17 protein-coding genes are annotated in these 17,371 nt (G+C 68.1%); 9 read left to right on the forward strand and 8 right to left on the reverse strand.

Annotation, left to right across the window (positions count from 1 at the left end; genetic code table 11):
* Nucleotides 1–25: 25 nt before the first annotated feature.
* Nucleotides 26–1,282 (forward strand): CDP-glycerol glycerophosphotransferase family protein, encoded by a 1,257-nt coding sequence (locus tag ABEA39_RS15915; protein WP_345376940.1) that lies wholly within the window; start codon nucleotides 26–28, stop codon nucleotides 1,280–1,282.
* Nucleotides 1,279–2,907, forward strand: a complete 1,629-nt coding sequence (locus tag ABEA39_RS15920; RefSeq protein WP_345376941.1) for a glycosyltransferase family 39 protein — start codon at nucleotides 1,279–1,281, stop codon at nucleotides 2,905–2,907. The genes ABEA39_RS15915 and ABEA39_RS15920 overlap by 4 nt, the downstream gene beginning before the upstream one ends.
* 83 nt (nucleotides 2,908–2,990) lie before the next feature.
* Here the strand turns inward: ABEA39_RS15920 and argG are convergent, their stop codons facing one another.
* Complete coding sequence (gene argG, locus ABEA39_RS15925) at nucleotides 2,991–4,433, reverse strand: argininosuccinate synthase (protein WP_345376942.1); 1,443 nt, start codon at nucleotides 4,431–4,433, stop codon at nucleotides 2,991–2,993.
* Nucleotides 4,434–4,523: 90 nt separating this feature from the next.
* Nucleotides 4,524–5,504 (reverse strand): amidohydrolase family protein, encoded by a 981-nt coding sequence (locus tag ABEA39_RS15930; protein WP_345376943.1) that lies wholly within the window; start codon nucleotides 5,502–5,504, stop codon nucleotides 4,524–4,526.
* A gap of 78 nt (nucleotides 5,505–5,582) precedes the next feature.
* On the opposite strand from ABEA39_RS15930, the gene ABEA39_RS15935 reads away from it, so the two are divergent.
* On the forward strand, nucleotides 5,583–6,161 hold the full coding sequence (locus tag ABEA39_RS15935) for a TetR/AcrR family transcriptional regulator (protein WP_345376944.1): 579 nt from the start codon (nucleotides 5,583–5,585) through the stop codon (nucleotides 6,159–6,161).
* Complete coding sequence (locus tag ABEA39_RS15940) at nucleotides 6,158–6,751, forward strand: hypothetical protein (RefSeq protein ID WP_345376945.1); 594 nt, start codon at nucleotides 6,158–6,160, stop codon at nucleotides 6,749–6,751. The genes ABEA39_RS15935 and ABEA39_RS15940 overlap by 4 nt, the downstream gene beginning before the upstream one ends.
* Nucleotides 6,752–6,774: 23 nt before the next feature.
* Here the strand turns inward: ABEA39_RS15940 and ABEA39_RS15945 are convergent, their stop codons facing one another.
* The gene (locus ABEA39_RS15945) at nucleotides 6,775–6,966 is read right to left on the reverse strand and encodes a hypothetical protein (RefSeq protein ID WP_345376946.1); all 192 of its coding nucleotides are present in this window, start codon (nucleotides 6,964–6,966) and stop codon (nucleotides 6,775–6,777) included.
* A gap of 90 nt (nucleotides 6,967–7,056) precedes the next feature.
* Here ABEA39_RS15945 and ABEA39_RS15950 point away from each other — a divergent pair, with 90 nt between their 5' ends.
* Nucleotides 7,057–7,467, forward strand: a complete 411-nt coding sequence (locus ABEA39_RS15950; RefSeq protein WP_345376947.1) for a YchJ family protein — start codon at nucleotides 7,057–7,059, stop codon at nucleotides 7,465–7,467.
* Nucleotides 7,468–7,484: 17 nt separating this feature from the next.
* Here the strand turns inward: ABEA39_RS15950 and dhaM are convergent, their stop codons facing one another.
* The 4 genes from dhaM to trpD all read right to left on the reverse strand — a co-directional run bounded on the left by dhaM (nucleotide 7,485) and on the right by trpD (nucleotide 11,009).
* Nucleotides 7,485–8,168 carry a dihydroxyacetone kinase phosphoryl donor subunit DhaM gene (gene dhaM, locus ABEA39_RS15955; RefSeq protein ID WP_345377181.1) on the reverse strand — a complete coding sequence of 228 codons (684 nt, stop codon included), beginning with the start codon at nucleotides 8,166–8,168 and terminating at the stop codon, nucleotides 7,485–7,487.
* Between the two features lie 2 nt (nucleotides 8,169–8,170).
* Nucleotides 8,171–8,812, reverse strand: a complete 642-nt coding sequence (gene dhaL, locus ABEA39_RS15960; RefSeq protein WP_345376948.1) for a dihydroxyacetone kinase subunit DhaL — start codon at nucleotides 8,810–8,812, stop codon at nucleotides 8,171–8,173.
* Between the two features lie 47 nt (nucleotides 8,813–8,859).
* Nucleotides 8,860–9,861 (reverse strand): dihydroxyacetone kinase subunit DhaK, encoded by a 1,002-nt coding sequence (dhaK, locus tag ABEA39_RS15965; protein ID WP_345376949.1) that lies wholly within the window; start codon nucleotides 9,859–9,861, stop codon nucleotides 8,860–8,862.
* 95 nt (nucleotides 9,862–9,956) lie between these two features.
* Nucleotides 9,957–11,009 (reverse strand): anthranilate phosphoribosyltransferase, encoded by a 1,053-nt coding sequence (trpD, locus tag ABEA39_RS15970; protein ID WP_345376950.1) that lies wholly within the window; start codon nucleotides 11,007–11,009, stop codon nucleotides 9,957–9,959.
* 176 nt (nucleotides 11,010–11,185) lie between these two features.
* Here trpD and ctaE point away from each other — a divergent pair, with 176 nt between their 5' ends.
* From ctaE to qcrB, 4 genes are all read left to right on the forward strand, one after another.
* Nucleotides 11,186–11,830: an aa3-type cytochrome oxidase subunit III gene (gene ctaE, locus ABEA39_RS15975; protein WP_345376951.1), complete on the forward strand. Its 645-nt coding sequence runs from the start codon at nucleotides 11,186–11,188 to the stop codon at nucleotides 11,828–11,830.
* Between the two features lie 21 nt (nucleotides 11,831–11,851).
* Nucleotides 11,852–12,661 carry a cytochrome bc1 complex diheme cytochrome c subunit gene (qcrC, locus tag ABEA39_RS15980; protein WP_345376952.1) on the forward strand — a complete coding sequence of 270 codons (810 nt, stop codon included), beginning with the start codon at nucleotides 11,852–11,854 and terminating at the stop codon, nucleotides 12,659–12,661.
* Nucleotides 12,662–12,730: 69 nt separating this feature from the next.
* On the forward strand, nucleotides 12,731–13,798 hold the full coding sequence (qcrA, locus tag ABEA39_RS15985; protein ID WP_345376953.1) for a cytochrome bc1 complex Rieske iron-sulfur subunit: 1,068 nt from the start codon (nucleotides 12,731–12,733) through the stop codon (nucleotides 13,796–13,798).
* Between the two features lie 59 nt (nucleotides 13,799–13,857).
* A complete protein-coding gene (gene qcrB, locus ABEA39_RS15990; protein ID WP_345376954.1) occupies nucleotides 13,858–15,429 on the forward strand; it encodes a cytochrome bc1 complex cytochrome b subunit in 1,572 nt (523 codons plus the stop codon).
* A gap of 1,513 nt (nucleotides 15,430–16,942) precedes the next feature.
* Here qcrB and ABEA39_RS15995 read toward each other — a convergent pair.
* The gene (locus ABEA39_RS15995) at nucleotides 16,943–17,365 is read right to left on the reverse strand and encodes a cytochrome c oxidase subunit 4 (protein ID WP_345376955.1); all 423 of its coding nucleotides are present in this window, start codon (nucleotides 17,363–17,365) and stop codon (nucleotides 16,943–16,945) included.
* Nucleotides 17,366–17,371 lie beyond the last annotated feature (6 nt).

Below are 17,371 nucleotides of genomic sequence, written 5' to 3' on the forward strand. Positions count from 1 at the left end.
ACCTCAGGAAGAACGGAAATCTCTCGTGGCCGTCTCTCGCGACATCGGACTGGCGTACAAACTTGTCCGCCGCATGGGCCGTTCGTGGTCCACCCGACGGAAGCTGGCCGGTCGGCTCGAGCAGACCTCCCGTCTGCGGCCCGGCACGATCCGCATCGCCGTGTACTACGCCGACGGCCCCGTGAACCTCTACCAGATCCGTCAGTGGTACGCCCCTCTCGCCGAGCTCGCGAAGACCCACCCGGTCGCCATCGTCGTGCGCAACCCCGCCACGATGCTCACCCTCCTCGAGGAATCGCCTGTTCCGGTCGTCTACGCGCGACAGACCGTCGATCTCGAGACCTTCGTCGCCCAGCAGCCCGTCGCCATGACCCTGTACGTCAACCAGAACTCCCGCAACTTCCAGATGATGCGCTACGGCCGCATGTGGCACGTGTTCATCAATCACGGCGAGAGCGACAAGATGTACATGACGACGAACCAGTTCAAGGCGTACGACTACGCGTTCGTCGCAGGCGACGCGGCCCGGGCCCGACTGTCGGCCAACCTCTGGGACTACGACGTCGAGAAGCGCACCCTCGCGATCGGCCGCCCGCAGGCCGATCACTTCGCCGGCACGCTTCCGTACACGCCCGACGACCGCACCGTCGTCCTCTACGCGCCGACCTGGGAGGGCGACCGCGCGGCCGCGGCCTACGGCTCCATCGCCACCCACGGCACGGCCCTCGTCCGAGCGTTGACGGCCGATCCTCGATTCCGGGTGATCTACCGCCCGCACCCCCGGAGCGGTGTCGCGGACCCCGCCTACCGTGCGGCCCACCTCGCGATCGTGGCCCTCCTCGACGAGCAGAACAAGAGCGACTCGACGGCCCAGCACGTCTACGACGACGGTCCGGCGCTCGGGTGGCAGCTCGCCGCCGCCGACGTCGCGATCACCGACATCTCGGCGATGGTCTACGACCGTCTCGCCACGGGGCGCCCCCTGCTCGTGACCCGCCCCGCCTCCCCCGCGGCCGATGTCGACGAGACCGGCTACCTGTCGGCGGCCGAGTGGCTTCGCGCCGACGACGCCGCCGACATCGTCGCGGCCGTCGACCGGGTCCTCCTCGACGAGGACGCGCGTGTTCGGCTCGAGTTCTGGGCCCGGCACCACTTCGGCGAGACGACTCCTGGCGTCGCCACCGCCCGCTTCCAGAGAGCGGTCGACACCCTCGTCGAGCGCTGGAACGACTTCGCGGCTCGCTCGACGGCAGTCGCCTCGACGCCCGAGAGCCGTCCGTGACGGCCCACTCCCCCGTCGCCGACCCCGCCACTGCACCGCCGCGGACGACGACCGTTCGCACCGTCGATGCCGACGACCGCGGCCGGGTCCGAGAGCCCGCGATCATCGCCGTGTTCGGCGCCCTCGTCGCCTTCGCCTGGAGCTGGACGCCGTCGCTCTGGTTCGACGAGGCGGCCACGGTCGTGGCCGCCACCCGGCCGTGGCCCGATCTCGCGCGCATGCTCACGACGGTCGACGCCGTGCACGCGACCTACTACTCGTTCATGCACGTCTGGTTCGACCTCTTCACGTACACCCCCGTCACGCTGCGCCTTCCCAGTGCGCTCGCGGTCGGCATCGCGGCCGGCCTCACCGCCGTCCTGGGGCGGATGCTCGCCGGGCGGCGGGTCGGACTGCTCGCGGGCCTGCTCTTCTGCGTCATCCCCCGCGTGACCTGGATGGGCGGCGAAGGCCGCTCCTTCGCCCTCGCGACCCTCCTCTGCGTGGTCGCCTCGATCCTCTTCCTCACGGCCTGGCGGCGCACGACGGCGGGATCCCCTTCGGCCCGGTGGTGGGTCGCGTACACGGTCGTCGCCCTGCTGTCGTGTGCGGTGTTCCTCTACGTCGCACTGGTCGTGGTCGGTCACGGCGTGACGGCCCTCGTCCTGACCCTGCGACGCGACCGCTCCGTCGACCCCGACGAAGAGGCTCGCCCCTCCCCCGACACCGGCGCACCCGACACCGTCGCCGAGGCTCCGCACCGCTGGCGACCGGCGCTCCGTTGGGCCGTCGCCGCCGTCATCACTGCGGTGGGATGCATCCCCCTCGCCCGCCTCTCGTCCGATCAGTCGAAGCAGATCAGCTGGATCACGCGTCCGACGCTCCACGCGGTCTCCGAGGTCTTCACGACGCAGTGGTTCCCCGGCAACACCTGGTTCGCGACCCTCGCCTGGCTTCTCATGGCCGCCGGCTTCGTGTTCGCGATCGTCCGGAGCACGCGCGCGAAGACGACCCTCCTCGCTCTCGCCCTCCCCTGGATCTTCGTCCCGACACTCGGTCTCATCGCCTATTCGCTGGTGCGCACTCCGCTGTACTCGCCGCGATACGTCTCGTTCGCGGCCCCCGGGGTGGCGATCCTGATGGCCCTCGGCCTCTCCTGGATCCGCCCTCGCCTCGTGATCGCCGCCGTCGTCGTCGTCTCGATCATGCTCTCCGTGCCCACCTATCTGGCGCAGCGGCAGCCGACCGCGAAAGACGCCTCCGCGTGGAACGAGGTGGCAGCCCTCGTAGCGAAGCAGCGTGCGCTCGAGAAGCCGGGATCGAAGGACGCAGTCGTCTACGGCCCCGTGCGCCGGCACCCCGCGACCACGTCCCGCATCATCCAAGACACCTACCCGTCGGCCTTCACCGGCATCGACGACATCACGCTCGACCAGAAGGCCGAAGACACCGACGGCCTGTGGTCGACGCAGTACCCGCTCGAAGACGTCCTCGACAAGACCGCCGCCGTCGACACCGTCTGGCTCATCACGAGCGACAAGAACGACTGGCGGCCACGCGTCACCGCCGACCTCGCCACCGAAGGGTTCCACGTCGACGAGCAGTGGCACTTCTCGCGCACGAACGTCGTCCGCTACGAGAAGTAGGGCGCCGCACCGACACGAAGTCGCCGCGACGCCCTACCGGTCAATCGCTGGCGCTCAGCCGATGCTGCTCAGTCGGCCGCCGCTCAGTCGGTGCCGGCGTCGAACGCAGCGCCTTCGGAGGCCGCGTCGGTGGCACTCGCCAGCTCGCCTGCGGCCGCCGAGACGGGGGATGCACTGCCGAAGATGGCGTGGGCCTCGCCGGATTCGAGCGCCCCGACCAGTTCGGCCGTCGCTCCCCCGATGAGGCCGGCGGCGGCGTACTGCTCGAGCCGCAGACGCGAGTCGGCGATGTCGAGGTTGCGCATGGTGAGCTGCCCGATGCGGTCGCCGGGGCCGAAGGCGGAGTCGCCCACGACCTCCATCGACAGCTTCTCGGGCTGGTAGCTGAGCGAGGGGCCAGTGGTGTCGAGGATCGTGTAGTCGTCGCCGCGGCGGAGACGCAGAGTGACCTCGCCGGTCACTGCGGAACCGACCCAGCGCTGGATCGACTCGCGCACCATGAGCGACTGCGGGTCGAGCCACCGCCCCTCGTACATCAGACGCCCGAGCTTGCGGCCCTCGTTGTGATAGTTCGCCACGGTGTCTTCGTTGTGGATCGCATTGAGCAGGCGCTCGTAGGCGATGTGCAGAAGGGCCATGCCCGGGGCTTCGTAGATGCCGCGGCTCTTCGCCTCGATGATGCGGTTCTCGATCTGGTCGGACACGCCGAGACCGTGACGGCCGCCGATGGCGTTGGCCTCGAGCACCAGAGCGACGGCGTCGGCGAATTCGACGCCGTTCAGCGCGACCGGTCGGCCGGCCTCGAAGCGAACGGTGACGACCTCGGTGGCGACCTCGACGTCCTCGCGCCAGGCGGCGACGCCCATGATCGGCTCGATCAGGTCGAGACCGGACGAGAGCTCTTCGAGACGCTTGGCCTCGTGGGTGGCGCCCCAGATGTTGGCGTCGGTGGAGTAGGCCTTCTCGGTCGAGTCGCGGTACGGGAAGCCGCGGGCGACGAGCCACTCGCTCATCTCGGTGCGGCCGCCGAGCTCGTTCACGAAGTCGGCGTCGAGCCACGGCTTGTAGACGCGCAGACGCGGGTTGGCCATGAGACCGTAGCGGTAGAACCGCTCGATGTCGTTGCCCTTGTAGGTCGAGCCGTCGCCCCAGATGTCGACGCCGTCCTCCTTCATGGCCCGCACGAGCATGGTGCCGGTGACGGCGCGCCCGAGCGGCGTGGTGTTGAAGTAGGTCTTGCCGCCGGAGCGGATGTGGAAGGCGCCGCACTGCAGGGCGACGAGGCCCTCCTCGACGAGAGCGCTCTTGGCGTCGACGAGACGGGCGATCTCGGCTCCGTACTCCTTGGCGCGATCGGGCACGGCGTCGATGTCGGGCTCGTCGTACTGGCCGATGTCGGCGGTGTAGGTGCACGGAACGGCACCCTTCTCGCGCATCCACGCGACCGCGCACGACGTGTCGAGACCGCCGGAGAATGCGATGCCGACTCGTTCACCGACAGGAAGAGAGCTCAAGACCTTGGACATGCTCCAAGCCTAGGGTCTCCGCGACCCGTCGAAGGGCCGCTGCCCGGCCGGACGCCGGCTCACCCGGGAACGCCGAGAGGGATCCCGCCGTCAGTCGGTGATCCCGAAGACCTTCCGGGCGGTGAGATGGGTGAAGGCGTCACGATCGGCGTCGGCGTCGAACGCTCCGAGGAACGCCTGGACGTCGCCGGCGGTCGGTCGCTGGAACGGGTAGTCGGTCGAGAACATCAGCCGGTCGACCGTCGTGACCTCCAGGACGTGTCGGAGCAGGGCCGGATTGAACATGCCCGAGCTGGTCACGAAGACGTTCGACCGGACGTACTCCGACACCGTGCGGTCGAGCCCGGCCACCCGGGCGACGGCATCGGCCCGATCGAGCCAGAACAGCAGCAGCTCGCCCCAGTGCCCCAGGACGAGTTGAAGGTTCGGGTGACGGTCGAAGGTTCCTCGCGCGATCAGACGCAGGGCCGCCGTCGCCGCCTCGAGGTGCCAGCCCCAGCCGAAGGTGGACAGGGCCAGGTTCGTCATGGGGTCGAAGCCCGAGTAGGAGGCGTCGCGCACGGGAGCCGGAGCGATCTGCGGGTGGATGAAGATCGGCGTGCCGAGGGCCGCCGCGGCCGCGAAGAGATCCTCGTAAGCGGGGTCGTCGAGCATCCGCTCCCCCGTGCGCCCATAGACCATCGCCCCGACCGCGCCGAGCCCCACCGCCCGCTCGAGTTCGCCGGCGACGTCGGCGGGCGACGGCATCGGGAGCGTCGCGAAGGCTCGAAGCCTCGTCGGATGACGACCGACGGCCCCGGCTGCCACGTCGTTGACGTCGCGACTGAAGGCCACCGCGTCGGCAGGGGTCAACGGACCCGTCGCGGGAGGCGCGAGCGAGACGATCTGGACGTCGACGCCCTGTTCGTCCATGTGCCGCAGCCGCGCATCCTCGAGATCTTCGAGTCTTTCGAGGTTGTCGCCGTGCTCGTCGAGCACCAGGCTGTCGTCGCCGCTCCCCCGCGGCAGAGTGGTGAGGGCCGCCCGCAGGGTCGGCGTGGACCAGTGTTCCTCGATGGCGATGATCGGCATGAGACTCTTCTCGACGGTTTGCTAAACAGTTGTTTAGCAGACCATACCACCGTCGCTAAACGCTTGTAGAGTCGACTCATGCCGAACGAGACGAGAGACGCGAAACGGGCCGAGTCGTCGCGGAAGATCCTCGCGGCCGCGCAGGAAGAATTCGCGCTCCTCGGCTTCGAGGGCGCCACCATCCGGTCCATCGCCGCGCGGGCGGGTGTCCACGCCTCCCTCGTCATGCAGCACTACGGCTCGAAGGCGGCCTTGTTCGCGACCGCCGTGCAACTCCCCTCCGATGATTCGAACGCCGCCGCGGACCACCTCGCCGACGTCCTCGACGTCCGGCTGGGCGAGCTCCCGCCGGAGACGCGCGCGCTGGTCCGCTCGATGCTCACCTCCCCCGAGGCGGCCGAGACCATGCGGAGCTTCCTCGACGAACGCATCGACAATCTCGAGCAGTCCCTCGAGAGCAGCGACGAGGATGCCCGGGCTCGCGCCGCCCTGACCGTGAGCAGCATCCTCGGCCTCACCATCGCCCGGCACTTCCTCCGACTCGAGGCCTTCGAGCGGATCCCACCGGAGACCCTCCGCGCGGCGGGCGCCGCCTGGCTGAGGGAGGTGGCCACCGGTGCCGCGCCCGGGCCAGACCCTGACAGACTGGACCCATGAGCAATCGAGTGACCGAGGGCGACCTCGTCTACGTGGGCTACGCCATCCCCGATACGACCGAAGACGTCCGCGACGAGTTGATCGACACCTTCGAGGGGCCGATGTTCTTCTGGTCGATGCTCAAGACCGGCAACGAGCTCGAATTCCTGCCCAACCAGGACGACGACGACGTCCGGTTCACCCTCAAGGGCTCGGGCGCCTCCGAAGACGACATCACCGTGGAAGGCGCGGCGACGGCCGTGGCCAGTCTCGACTGGTCGACCGAGACGCTCGACGAGACCATCTCGTGGCTCAAGCGCAGCTTCGTCCTCATCAGCCAGAACGAGAGCCTCGTCATGGACGCGTCCGAGCGCATCAAAGACGACATCCTCAACGGCAACTCGTTCTCGATGCCCCGCCCGGGCGAGATGGAGAACGCCGCTCACGTCGTCGTGACGACGCTCACCGTCCCCGAACTCGACGAGGTCGACGCCGGCGCACTCAAAGACCTCGGCCGCGACGGGGCTCTCGCGTGGCAGGCCGCCGACTTCATGGAAGGCACCTACGCCGAGATGATCGCCGGGCTCTGGGCGCCGTTCTACGTCGAGTAGGCGGCGGTCGGGCCGAACGAGCCCTACTTGGCTCTCTTGATCTTCGGGATCTTGGGGGCCTTGACCTGGCCCGGCTTCTGTCGCGCCGCGTTCTCGAGCTTCTGCTTGCGCCTCGTCCGCTTGACGTTCGTCTCGGCGATCTCCACTGTGCGACGCCCCTTGACGAAGCCGTAGAGGCCGAGGCCGATGGCCAGGGCGATGAGGATGCGACGCATCGAGGACTCCTTCGAGTGGGGTGGACCCCTCCACGCTAGGCCCGCACCGGCCGACCCGCCCGATGCTCGCCCGACGGGCATACTCGGGGGATGCACGACTCGTCCTCCCCGACCTGGCCGCTCCTCGACGACGACACCCGCTGCCCGTGCCTCAGCGGCGAGACCTACGGCTCCTGCTGCGGTCCGTTCCATCGGGGCGCCGCGGCCCCGACGGCGGTGCGGCTCATGCGGTCCCGCTACTCGGCCTTCGTGACAGGTGACGCGCCGTATCTGCTGCGCACCTGGCATCCCACGACCCGCCCCGGGTCTCTCGAACTCGATCCGGGTATCCGGTGGTTCCGTCTCGAGATCCTCGGTTCGACCGGTGGCGGCCTGCTCGACACGGTGGGGACCGTCGAATTCAGCGCTCGCTATCGGGCAGACGGAAGCGCCGCCGAGCAGCACGAGAACAGTCGTTTCGTGCGGCACGACGGCGCCTGGGTCTACGTCGACGCGATCTGATCCGCGCTGGCTGTCGGTCAGACCTCTCCGAACCCGCTTTCGATCAGGGCGATCAGGGCGTCGACGGCCTTCTCGGCGTCGGGACCGGTGGCCACGATGCTGACCGACGAGCCTTTGGCCAGGCCGAGCCCCATGATCCGCAGCAGGCTCTTCGCGTCGACGCCGTTGAGCTGGATGCTCGCGTCGAACGTCGAAGCGTTCTTGACGAGTTCGGCGGCCGGGCGGGCATGGAGCCCGGAGGGGTTGATCAGGACGGCGGAGCGCTCGACGGCTGCAGCTCTGCTGAGGTCCTTCTCGTCGGCATGGGCGTCGGCGACCCCGGTGGCCGTTCGCGCGGCGGCGGCCACGGCGGCGAGGTCCCCTCCGGTCTCGGCGGCGACGGCGGCGGCGACGGTCCCTTCGACGACCGGTGCGTCGGCGATGATCACCAGCGCCTTCTCGGCGTCGTCGAGGAAGTCGACGACGGTCTCGGCCGTGAGGATCGCGGACCCCAGGTCGCACAGGAGCACGACGCCCTTGCCCGCCTGGGCCTCGGTGAGAGCGGCGGAGATCTTGTCGAAACTCGTTCCGATCCCCCCTTCGTCCGTACCGCCGGCGGCCACGATCGACGTGGTGGGCGCCATCTGAGCCGCCAACTCGACGACGCCTTCGGCGATCTTCGAGCTGTGCGAGACGACGACGATTCCGACACCCTTCGCCATGGTCACTTCACCTCGTCGGCAGCGTCGGCCGCGGCAGCGAGGATGAGCGAGGACGACTCGGCTCCCGGGTCACGGTGACCGATCGCGCGGTCGCCGAGATAACTGGCTCGCCCCTTGTGCGCGACGAGGGGCTCGGTGGCGACCGCTCCCTGTGCGGCGGCGTCGGCGGCGGCACGGAGGACTTCGACCGGGGACTTCCCGTCGGCAGCCGCAGCGGTCGCGGCGTCGACGGCGGGAGTCCAGGCGTCGATCATCGTCTTGTCACCGACCTCCGCCTTGCCCCGGAGGACCACTCCGTCGCGCGCAGCGGTGAGGAACGCCACCACGGCGTCGGAGTCGAGCTCGGTGGCGTCGCCGACGGCCTGGGCGCCCTTCAGATAAGCGGTCCCGAGCAGAGGGCCCGATGCTCCCCCGACCGTCGAGATCAGCGTCGTGGCGACCAGCTTGAGGGCCGCGCCGGGGGTGGAGTCGTCCGGAAGGCTCGCGAACTTCGTCGCCACGGCCGTGAACCCGCGATCGAGGTTCTCGCCGTGGTCGCCGTCGCCGATCTCCCGGTCGAGGTCGACCAGGCGCAGCCGGTTGGTGGAGACGACGTCGACCGTCTTGGCGACCCAGGTCGTGACCCAGTTGATTCCCAAACTCATCTGTCGGGTGTTCCTCTCGTGCGTGGTGGATCCTGCTTCGGGGGCGGTCATCGACCCCACCGCAGGGCGGCGGTCTCGACGGGGGCGTCCCAGAGCTCGGTGAGCTCGTCGTCGAGGCGGGTCACCGTGAGGGAGACCCCCTGCATCTCGAGCGAGGTGACGAAGCTGCCCACCAGGCTACGCGCGACCTCGATGCCCTTCTCGGCCAGCACCTCGGCGGCATGACGGTAAACGATGTACTGCTCGACCAGCGGGGTTCCGCCCATGCCGTTGACGAAGAGCAGCACCTTGTCGCCCGAGGCGAAGGGCAGGTCCTCGAGGATGGGGGCGAGCAGGCGATCGACGATTCCGTCGGCGGGTTCGAGCTTGATCCGCTCGCGACCCGGCTCGCCGTGGATCCCGATGCCGATCTCGATCTCGTCCTCCGGCAGCACGAAACTCGGCTCGCCGGCGTGCGGCACGGTACCCGACGTCAGCGCCACGCCCATCGACCGGGTGTTCGCGTTGGCGCGCGTGGCGATGGCGGCCACCGCGTCGAGGTCGTCGCCGCGCTCGGCGGCGGCTCCGGCCACCTTCTCGACCACGACGGTGCCTGCGACGCCACGGCGGCCGGCGGTGTAGAGGCTGTCCTTCACGGCGACGTCGTCGTCGACGATCACGGACACGACGCGGACGCCCTCGGCGTCGGCCAGGTCGGCGGCGGTCTCGAAGTTCAAGACGTCGCCCGTGTAGTTCTTCACGATGTGCAGCACGCCCGCTCCGCCGTCGGAGGCGAGCGTGGCCGCGACGATGGGGTCGGGCGTCGGGGAGGTGAAGACGGGCCCCGGGACCGCTGCGCTGAGCATGCCGAAACCGACGAAGCCGGCGTGCAGCGGCTCATGGCCGCTGCCCCCGCCGCTGACGATTCCGACCTTGCCCTGGCTGGCCCCCTGGGCTCGGGCCACGAACAGGGGATCCGCCGAGACGGTGACGATGTCGGGATGCGCGAGGCCGAAACCCGCCACGCTCTCGTCGACGACGTTCTTCGGATCGTTGATGAGCTTCTTCATCGAAGGACTCTCCTCTTGTGCTGGGACTGGCCGGTGTCGGCTGTCTTCAAATTAGACCCGAGCCGACACGAGGCGAGGATGCTCGGGGCAAGTCGTCAGGAGCGAGTCGCCTCGACCCACTGGTCCAGCTTGCGCAGGGCGCTCCCGTCGTCGATCGTGCGCGCCGCGACGTCGAGTTGCTCGCGGAACCGCGTCACGATCGGACGATCGCGCTGCGTCGGGTCCTGGGCGAGCCCGAACGACACCAGGCCGGCCGCTGCATTGAGCAGGACGATGTCGCGGACGGGCCCCACGGCTCCCCCGAGGACGTCTCGGGCGACACCGGCGTTGTGCACGGCGTCGCCGCCCAGCAGATCGGAGATCGAGGCCCGGGGGATGCCCAGATCCATGGGGTCGAGGTCGTGCTCGGTGACCGAGCCCCCCGTGACCTCCCAGATGTGGCTGTGGCCCGTGGTGGTCAGCTCGTCGAGGCCGTCGTCGCCGCGGAAGACCAGAGCGGTCGCACCGCGGGTCTGGAAGACGCCGACGATGAGACCGACCTTGTCGAGCGAGGCGACCCCGACGGCACTCGCCTCCGGGCGGGCGGGGTTGGTCAAGGGCCCCAGGAAATTGAAGACGGTCGGGACCCCGATCTCGCGACGAGTCTCCGCCGCGTTTCCGAACCCGGGGTGGAAGGCCGCGGCGTAGGCGAAGGTGATCCCCACCTCTCGTAAGACCTCGGCGACGCGCGCCGGGTCGCGGGTCAGGTCGATTCCGAGGGCCGAGAGGACGTCGGACGACCCCGATGCCGAGCTGGCGGCGCGGTTGCCGTGCTTGATCACCGGCACGCCGGACGCCGCGACGACGATGGACGCCATCGTGGACACGTTGACGGTCCCGAACCGGTCGCCACCGGTGCCGACGATGTCGACGCCCATGGAATCGACGGGCAGGGGCAGGGCATGCGCCAGGATCGCGTCGCGGAACCCGACGATCTCGTCGACGGTCTCCCCCTTCGCACGCAGGGCGACCAGGAACGCGGCGAGCTGAGCCGGGGTGCTCTCCCCCACCATGACCCGCTCCATCGCCCAGGTCGCCTCCGAGATCGAGAGGTCTTTTCTTTCGAGGAGGGAATCGATGACGACGGGCCAGGTGAGGTCGGACTGCATGGCTGTCATGCTAGCGATCCCCGTGCATCCCGCCTTTTCGGGACCTTCGCATTTCTTCACCGCCGGTCGGAGTCCCGTTCGACGCCGTTCAGCGTATTGAGGACAAGCATTCAGACTTCCCCCCGACGCGACTGGCAGGCTGTCAAGCGGAAACTCTGGGCATTTTTTCGGCCATAATGGAACTTGTGACAAGTACCTCTCTCTCGAGACCATCTGGCGGACCGGTTGTCAACCGGCCCAGCACCGCTGCCGTAGGCACCATCGTCTGGCTGGGTAGCGAGGTGATGTTCTTCGCCGGTCTGTTCGCGATCTACTTCACCTTGCGAAGCACCTCGCCCGCTCTCTGGGCGTCTCAGACGCCCAAGCTGGACGTCCCATTCGCCGCGTTCAACACCATCACCCTGGTGCTCTCGAGCGTGACCTGTCAGTTCGGCGTCTTCGCCGCGGAGCGCCTGCAGGGCAAGCGCACCGGCAAGCTGTTCCAGGTCGGGCAGTGGGGCCTCGTCGAGTGGTTCTTCCTGACGTACTCCATGGGCGCGACCTTCATCGCGCTGCAGATGTACGAATACACGAACCTCATCGCCGACCACGTCACGCTGCAGTCCAGCGCCTACGGGTCCGCCTTCTACCTGACGACCGGCTTCCACGCCGCCCACGTCACCGGTGGTCTCATCTGCTTCCTGTTCATCATCGGCCGCGCGTACGCCGTGAAGAACTTCGGTCACAAGGAGGCCACGAGCGCGATCGTGGTGTCGTACTACTGGCACTTCGTCGACGTGGTGTGGATCGGCCTGTTCCTGGTCATCTACGTCCTCAAATAGGCATTGGACAAATACTCGAGAATGTTTAGCAAGAAGAACTCCACCAAGTCCAAGCGTGCCGTCGGCCGTCGCAGCCCCGTCGCGACCGTCTCGCTCATCCTCGTCGGGCTTCTGACGACGGGTGGCGCGTACGCGCTCTTCACGTCGACCGCCACCGCCGACACGAGCAGCACCACCTCGCAGGCGTCCGTCAACGAGGGCAAGAAGCTCTTCGCCGCGAACTGCGCCACCTGCCACGGCATGGCGGCCTCCGGTACCACGGCCGGCCCCAGCCTCATCGGCGTCGGCGCCGCCGCAGTCGACTTCCAGGTCGGCACGGGCCGCATGCCCCTCGCGGCCGACGGCCCCCAGGCCCTCGAGAAGCCGACCCAGTTCAGCAACTCGCAGGTCCAGGCCATGGCCGCCTACGTCTCCTCGCTCGGCACCGGCCCGTCGGAGCCCGCGTCGAAGTACCTGACCGCGACCGGCAACGCCGCGAAAGGCGCCGAGCTCTTCCGCATCAACTGCGCCATGTGCCACAACGTCGCCGGCGCCGGTGGCGCCCTGACCGAGGGCAAGTTCGCCCCGCCGCTCAAGGGCGTCAGCGCCAAGCACATCTACGAGGCCATGCTCACCGGCCCGCAGAACATGCCGGTCTTCAACGACCTGAACATCACCCCGCAAGACAAAGCGGACATCATCACGTACCTCAAGTACCTCGAGAAGAACCCGTCCCCGGGCGGATTCGAACTCGGCAACCTCGGTCCGGTGTCGGAGGGTCTGTTCATCTGGATCTTCGGTCTCGGTGCGGTCGTCGCCATCACCGTCTGGCTCACTGCCAAGTCGAACTAGCGACACCACGCAGCCCACCCTCGGAGCCCTCCCACTCCCCGAGTTCTGTACTCACTGAAAGGCAACACCATGGCAGATCACGACGACGAGACCCCGGCAACGGGCTCGGCTGTCGAGAAGAGTGAGCCTCGTCAGGCATCGGCCGGTACTGCGGTCGTTCCGACGGACACCTTCGAGAACCCCGGCCACCCGCCGCACAAGCTGCGGATCACGGACACCGATCCCAAAGAGGAGAAGTCGGCCGAGCGACAGGTCTCGGGCCTGTTCTTCCTCTCGATCATCTTCAGCTGCGCGGCCGTCGCTGCCTACATCGTGTTCCCGATCAAGACCGGCGACATCGCCTCGGTCCGTCTGAACACGCTCTTCCTCGGCCTGGGCATCGCCCTCGGTCTGCTCTCCATCGGCATCGGTGCGGTGCACTGGTCCAAGACGCTGATGAGCGACCGCGAGATCACCGAGATGCGCCACCTCACCAAGGGCAGCGAAGTCACTCGCACCAAGGCCGCCGAGGTGTTCACGCTCGGCAACCAGGAGTCCGGCTTCGGCCGTCGCGCCCTCATTCGTAACAGCCTTTTCGGCGCCCTCATCGCGTTCGTGCTCCCCGGCGTCGTGATCTTCCGTGATCTGGGTCCGAAAGTCGACCCGAACGTCGTTTTGAAGCATACGATTTGGAAGAAGGGCACCCACCTCACGCTCGACCCGTCCGGCATCCGTGTCAAGGCGGCCGACGTGACTCTGGGTTCCGCGTTCCACATCATCCCCGAGACCCTTCTCGATTCGGATGACCTGCTCGAAGAGAAAGCCAAGGCCGCGGTCCTCCTCATGAGGCTGGACCCGTCCGACCTGCACGAGCCCGCGGGTCGCGAGAACTGGCAGTACAACGGGATCGTCGCCTATTCGAAGATCTGCACGCACGTCGGATGCCCTGTGGCACTCTACGAGCAGCAGACCCACCACCTCCTCTGCCCCTGCCACCAGTCGACGTTCGACGTCACCCAGAACTGCGAGGTCATCTTCGGGCCGGCCAACAGGCCTCTCCCGCAGCTGCCCATCACGGTCGACGCCGACGGCTACCTCATCGCGCAGAGCGATTTCCACGAACCCGTCGGGCCTAGCTTCTGGGAGCGTCAGCGTTGAGTACCACCACATCCCCTCGCACCACCACGGCGCCGGCTGCGCAGCAGTCCAGTCGTGGCATGAAGTTCGTCGGCGCCGCCGCGAACTACGTCGACGAGCGCACGAGCGTCTCGGGCCTGGTCAAAGAGGTCGGTCGCAAGATCTTCCCCGACCACTGGTCCTTCATGCTCGGCGAGGTCGCGCTCTACAGCTTCGTCGTCATCCTGCTGTCCGGCACCTTCCTGACCTTCTTCTTCCAGCCGTCGATGGCGGAGGTCGTCTACAACGGATCGTGGGTCCCGCTCAAGGGCATCCACATGTCCGCGGCCATGAACTCGGCGCTGAACATCTCGTTCGACGTCCGCGGCGGTCTCCTGTTCCGCCAGATCCACCACTGGGCGGCGCTGCTCTTCATCGCCTCCATCGGCCTGCACATGCTCCGCATCTACTTCACCGGTGCGTTCCGCAAGCCCCGTGAGATCAACTGGTTCATCGGCTTCGTGCTGTTCGTCCTGGCCCTGGCCGAGGGCTTCACCGGCTACTCGCTCCCCGACGACCTGCTGTCCGGCAACGGCCTGCGGATCATCGACGGCATGGTGAAGGGCATCCCCGTCGTCGGCGTCTGGATCAGCTACCTGCTCTTCGGCGGCGAGTTCCCCGGCACCGCCATCGTCGGTCGCCTCTACTCGTTGCACATCATGCTGCTGCCGGCTCTGCTGATCGCCATGCTCGGCGCTCACCTCCTGCTGCTGGTCATCAACAAGCACACGCAGTGGGCAGGCCCCGGCAAGACCAACGACAACGTCGTGGGCGTCCCGGTCATGCCGGTGTTCGCCGCGAAGGCCGGTGGATTCTTCTTCATCGTGTTCGGCGTCATCGTCCTGATCGCGTCGCTCTTCACGATCAACCCGATCTGGACCTACGGCCCCTACGACCCCTCCCCGGTGTCGGCGGGTACGCAGCCCGACTGGTACATCGGCTTCGCCGACGGCGCGCTCCGACTGGTGCCGCCGCACTGGGAGGTCGTCTGGTTCGGCTACACGATCTCGTTCAACATCCTCGTGCCGATCGTCGTGCTGCTCGGCCTGCTGGGCTCCGTCGCGCTCTACCCCTTCATCGAGGGCTGGGTCACCGGAGACAAGCGTGAGCACCACATCCTCGACCGGCCGCGCAACGCTCCGACGCGCACGGCCTTCGGTGCCGCGATGATGACCCTCTACGCCGGCCTCTGGGCGGCTGCGAGCTCCGACCTCATGGCGACGCACTTCAAGTTGTCGATCGATCAAGTCATCCACGTGATGCAGGCGATCGTCGTCCTCGGCCCGTTCGTCGCCTTCTGGATCACGAAGCGCGTCTGCCTCGGCCTCCAGAAGAAAGACCGCGAGATCGCTCTCCACGGCTACGAGTCGGGCCGCATCGTCCGCCTCCCCGGTGGCGAGTACATCGAGGTCCACGAGCAGCTCGACGACTACGAGCGCTGGCGTCTGGTGAGCTTCAACGAGTACGAGCCCCTCATGGCCCGTCCCAACGAGAAGGGTCAGATCACGACGCTCGAGCGTGTCCGCGCATCCGTGTCCGGCTTCTTCTTCCAGGACCGCATCTCGCCCGTCACCAAGAACGAGATCGAAGCGTCCCACGGAGACGAGCACTAGGCTCCCCTCCCCCGCACTAGGCCCGTCCACCTTTACGCTGGGCGGGCCTTTTGCGTTGGCTGTGGGCTCGCGGCATCGCTCTCTTCGCCGTTGGACCCGCCCATGACGGCACCGAACGAACGAAACCGAGAGCGTGGGATGCACGCGCCCACGCCAGCCGAACCCCGGCGCTGGGCAGCAGCACTCCCCACCGCTACCGCCGGACCCAAGTTGAGGGCGGTGCCTGCCCTCGCCGCTCGCCCTGCGGCGCATCCTGCGGGGGGATCCTCGGCCCTCCCCCTGGTCTCGCGTCGGTGGCAGGCCGCTGTGTCGCCCCGAGCCGCACGTCCGGCGTCCACCGCCGGCGCTGTACGCATAGGAGCTCGTAGGTGTCCGTCAGCGCATGCCGAGGCCGCAAAGGCCCTCTCGCAGGCTCTGGGCTTGCCGTGGAGCCCGAACCTGCCCGATCGTCCCGTTGAGCCTCACGCTCTATGCCAGAGCGCCGCTACGGGGATCCTGAAGTCGCATCAGCCACGGCGCAGCGGCAGCGGCAGGGGCAGCGCAGCGCAGCGGCAGCGGCAGCGGCAGCGGCAGCGGCAGCGGCAGCGGCAGCAGCAGGATCGGCTCGCCGACTGGGCGCAGACGGTCACTTCCGCGGCGCGCCCGGGCCGCGTCCGCCCAGTCGGCAGTCGCTGCTCCCCGTCTGCTCGCCCCCCGGCACCTGGCTGGCATGCGTCTTCACGAGGTGCCGCGCTGCAGGAGCATGCGCGGCATGTCCTGGAGTCCCCACCCGAGCCTCCACACCCAGCCCGGGCCGACTCCAGAACACGCGGCTCAGCACGAACGTGAGCGGCATGTCCTGGAGTCCACCGCCCGAGCCTCAATGCGCCCATCCCGTGCCGACTCCAGAACACGCGGCTCAGCGCGAACGTGAGCGGCATGTCCTGGAGTTGCTCATCCGAGCGTGTCTCCCCCGCGGCCGTGCGCCGACTCCAGAAGATGCAGCTCAACAGGAGCATGCGCGGCATGTCCTGGAGTTGCTCATCCGAGCGTGTCTCCCCCGCGGCCGTGCGCCGACTCCAGAAGATGCAGCTCAACACAAACCCGAGCGGCATGTCCTGGAGTTCGCTACCCAAGCCTCCACACCCAAACCCGGGCCGACTCCAGAAGATGCAGCACAACACGAACCCGAGCGGCACGTCCTGGAGTCCCCCAGCCGAGCCTCACTCGCAGCCATGCGCCGACTCCAGAAGATGCGGCTCAGCACGAACCTGAGCGGCACGTCCTGGAGTCCCCCACCCGAGCACCCACACCCAGCCCCGGGCCGACTCCAGAAGATGCAGCTCAGCACGAACCTGAGCGGCATGTCCTGGAGTCCATCAGCGGACGCACCTGGCCCTACCACCCCACCGGCACCCTGCCGCCCGACGCCCCGCGCTCCAGCGACACGCGCTCCACCGACACGAAAGCGGGGCACCACCCGAAGGTGATGCCCCGCTTCATTCGGCTCGGCACAAAGCCGGACCGGAGTCGATCAGTGCGCGAAGTTGCCGCGGTACGCCTCGAAGACCCACCCGACCAGCGCCACCGCGACGAAGACCGCCGCGAAGAAGCACAGCCACAGGCCGACGGCGAGGCCGAGGAACGCGATGCTGCAGCCGGCCGCGAGGACGATGGGCCACCAGCTCCAGGGGCTGAAGAAGCCGATCTCGGGGTCGCCGTCGTCGATGTTGGCGTCGAGGCGGTCTTCCGGCAGCTCACCCGACTGGGCGGCGTGCGAGCGGTTCATGTAGAAGGCCAGGAAGATGGCCAGAACTGCGGCGAGCCCGATGCCGAGCGTGCCGGCCCACTCGACGGCATGGAACTCCGTGGAGAGGAGGCTCCAGACCGTGTAGGCCGCGTCGGCGACCAGGAAGAACCCGGCCAGCACCCAGAGGATGTTCGCTTGTGCTCTCATCGGACT

The organism is Frondihabitans cladoniiphilus (assembly GCF_039544345.1).
Taxonomy (GTDB): Bacteria; Actinomycetota; Actinomycetes; order Actinomycetales; family Microbacteriaceae; genus Frondihabitans; species Frondihabitans cladoniiphilus.

What these genes read in the sequence shown, in the direction of transcription:
- dhaK (WP_345376949.1), bottom strand. Translation starts at nt 9,861, where the DNA reads ATGAAGAAGCTCATCAACGATCCGAAGAACGTCGTCGACGAGAGCGTG.
- ABEA39_RS15950 (WP_345376947.1), top strand. Translation starts at nt 7,057, where the DNA reads ATGCACGACTCGTCCTCCCCGACCTGGCCGCTCCTCGACGACGACACC.
- ABEA39_RS15945 (WP_345376946.1), bottom strand. Translation starts at nt 6,966, where the DNA reads ATGCGTCGCATCCTCATCGCCCTGGCCATCGGCCTCGGCCTCTACGGC.
- ABEA39_RS15940 (WP_345376945.1), top strand. Translation starts at nt 6,158, where the DNA reads ATGAGCAATCGAGTGACCGAGGGCGACCTCGTCTACGTGGGCTACGCC.
- ABEA39_RS15930 (WP_345376943.1), bottom strand. Translation starts at nt 5,504, where the DNA reads ATGCCGATCATCGCCATCGAGGAACACTGGTCCACGCCGACCCTGCGG.
- dhaM (WP_345377181.1), bottom strand. Translation starts at nt 8,168, where the DNA reads ATGGCGAAGGGTGTCGGAATCGTCGTCGTCTCGCACAGCTCGAAGATC.
- qcrA (WP_345376953.1), top strand. Translation starts at nt 12,731, where the DNA reads ATGGCAGATCACGACGACGAGACCCCGGCAACGGGCTCGGCTGTCGAG.
- trpD (WP_345376950.1), bottom strand. Translation starts at nt 11,009, where the DNA reads ATGCAGTCCGACCTCACCTGGCCCGTCGTCATCGATTCCCTCCTCGAA.
- ABEA39_RS15995 (WP_345376955.1), bottom strand. Translation starts at nt 17,365, where the DNA reads ATGAGAGCACAAGCGAACATCCTCTGGGTGCTGGCCGGGTTCTTCCTG.
- dhaL (WP_345376948.1), bottom strand. Translation starts at nt 8,812, where the DNA reads ATGAGTTTGGGAATCAACTGGGTCACGACCTGGGTCGCCAAGACGGTC.
- argG (WP_345376942.1), bottom strand. Translation starts at nt 4,433, where the DNA reads ATGTCCAAGGTCTTGAGCTCTCTTCCTGTCGGTGAACGAGTCGGCATC.
- qcrC (WP_345376952.1), top strand. Translation starts at nt 11,852, where the DNA reads ATGTTTAGCAAGAAGAACTCCACCAAGTCCAAGCGTGCCGTCGGCCGT.
- qcrB (WP_345376954.1), top strand. Translation starts at nt 13,858, where the DNA reads ATGAAGTTCGTCGGCGCCGCCGCGAACTACGTCGACGAGCGCACGAGC.
- ctaE (WP_345376951.1), top strand. Translation starts at nt 11,186, where the DNA reads ATGGAACTTGTGACAAGTACCTCTCTCTCGAGACCATCTGGCGGACCG.
- ABEA39_RS15935 (WP_345376944.1), top strand. Translation starts at nt 5,583, where the DNA reads ATGCCGAACGAGACGAGAGACGCGAAACGGGCCGAGTCGTCGCGGAAG.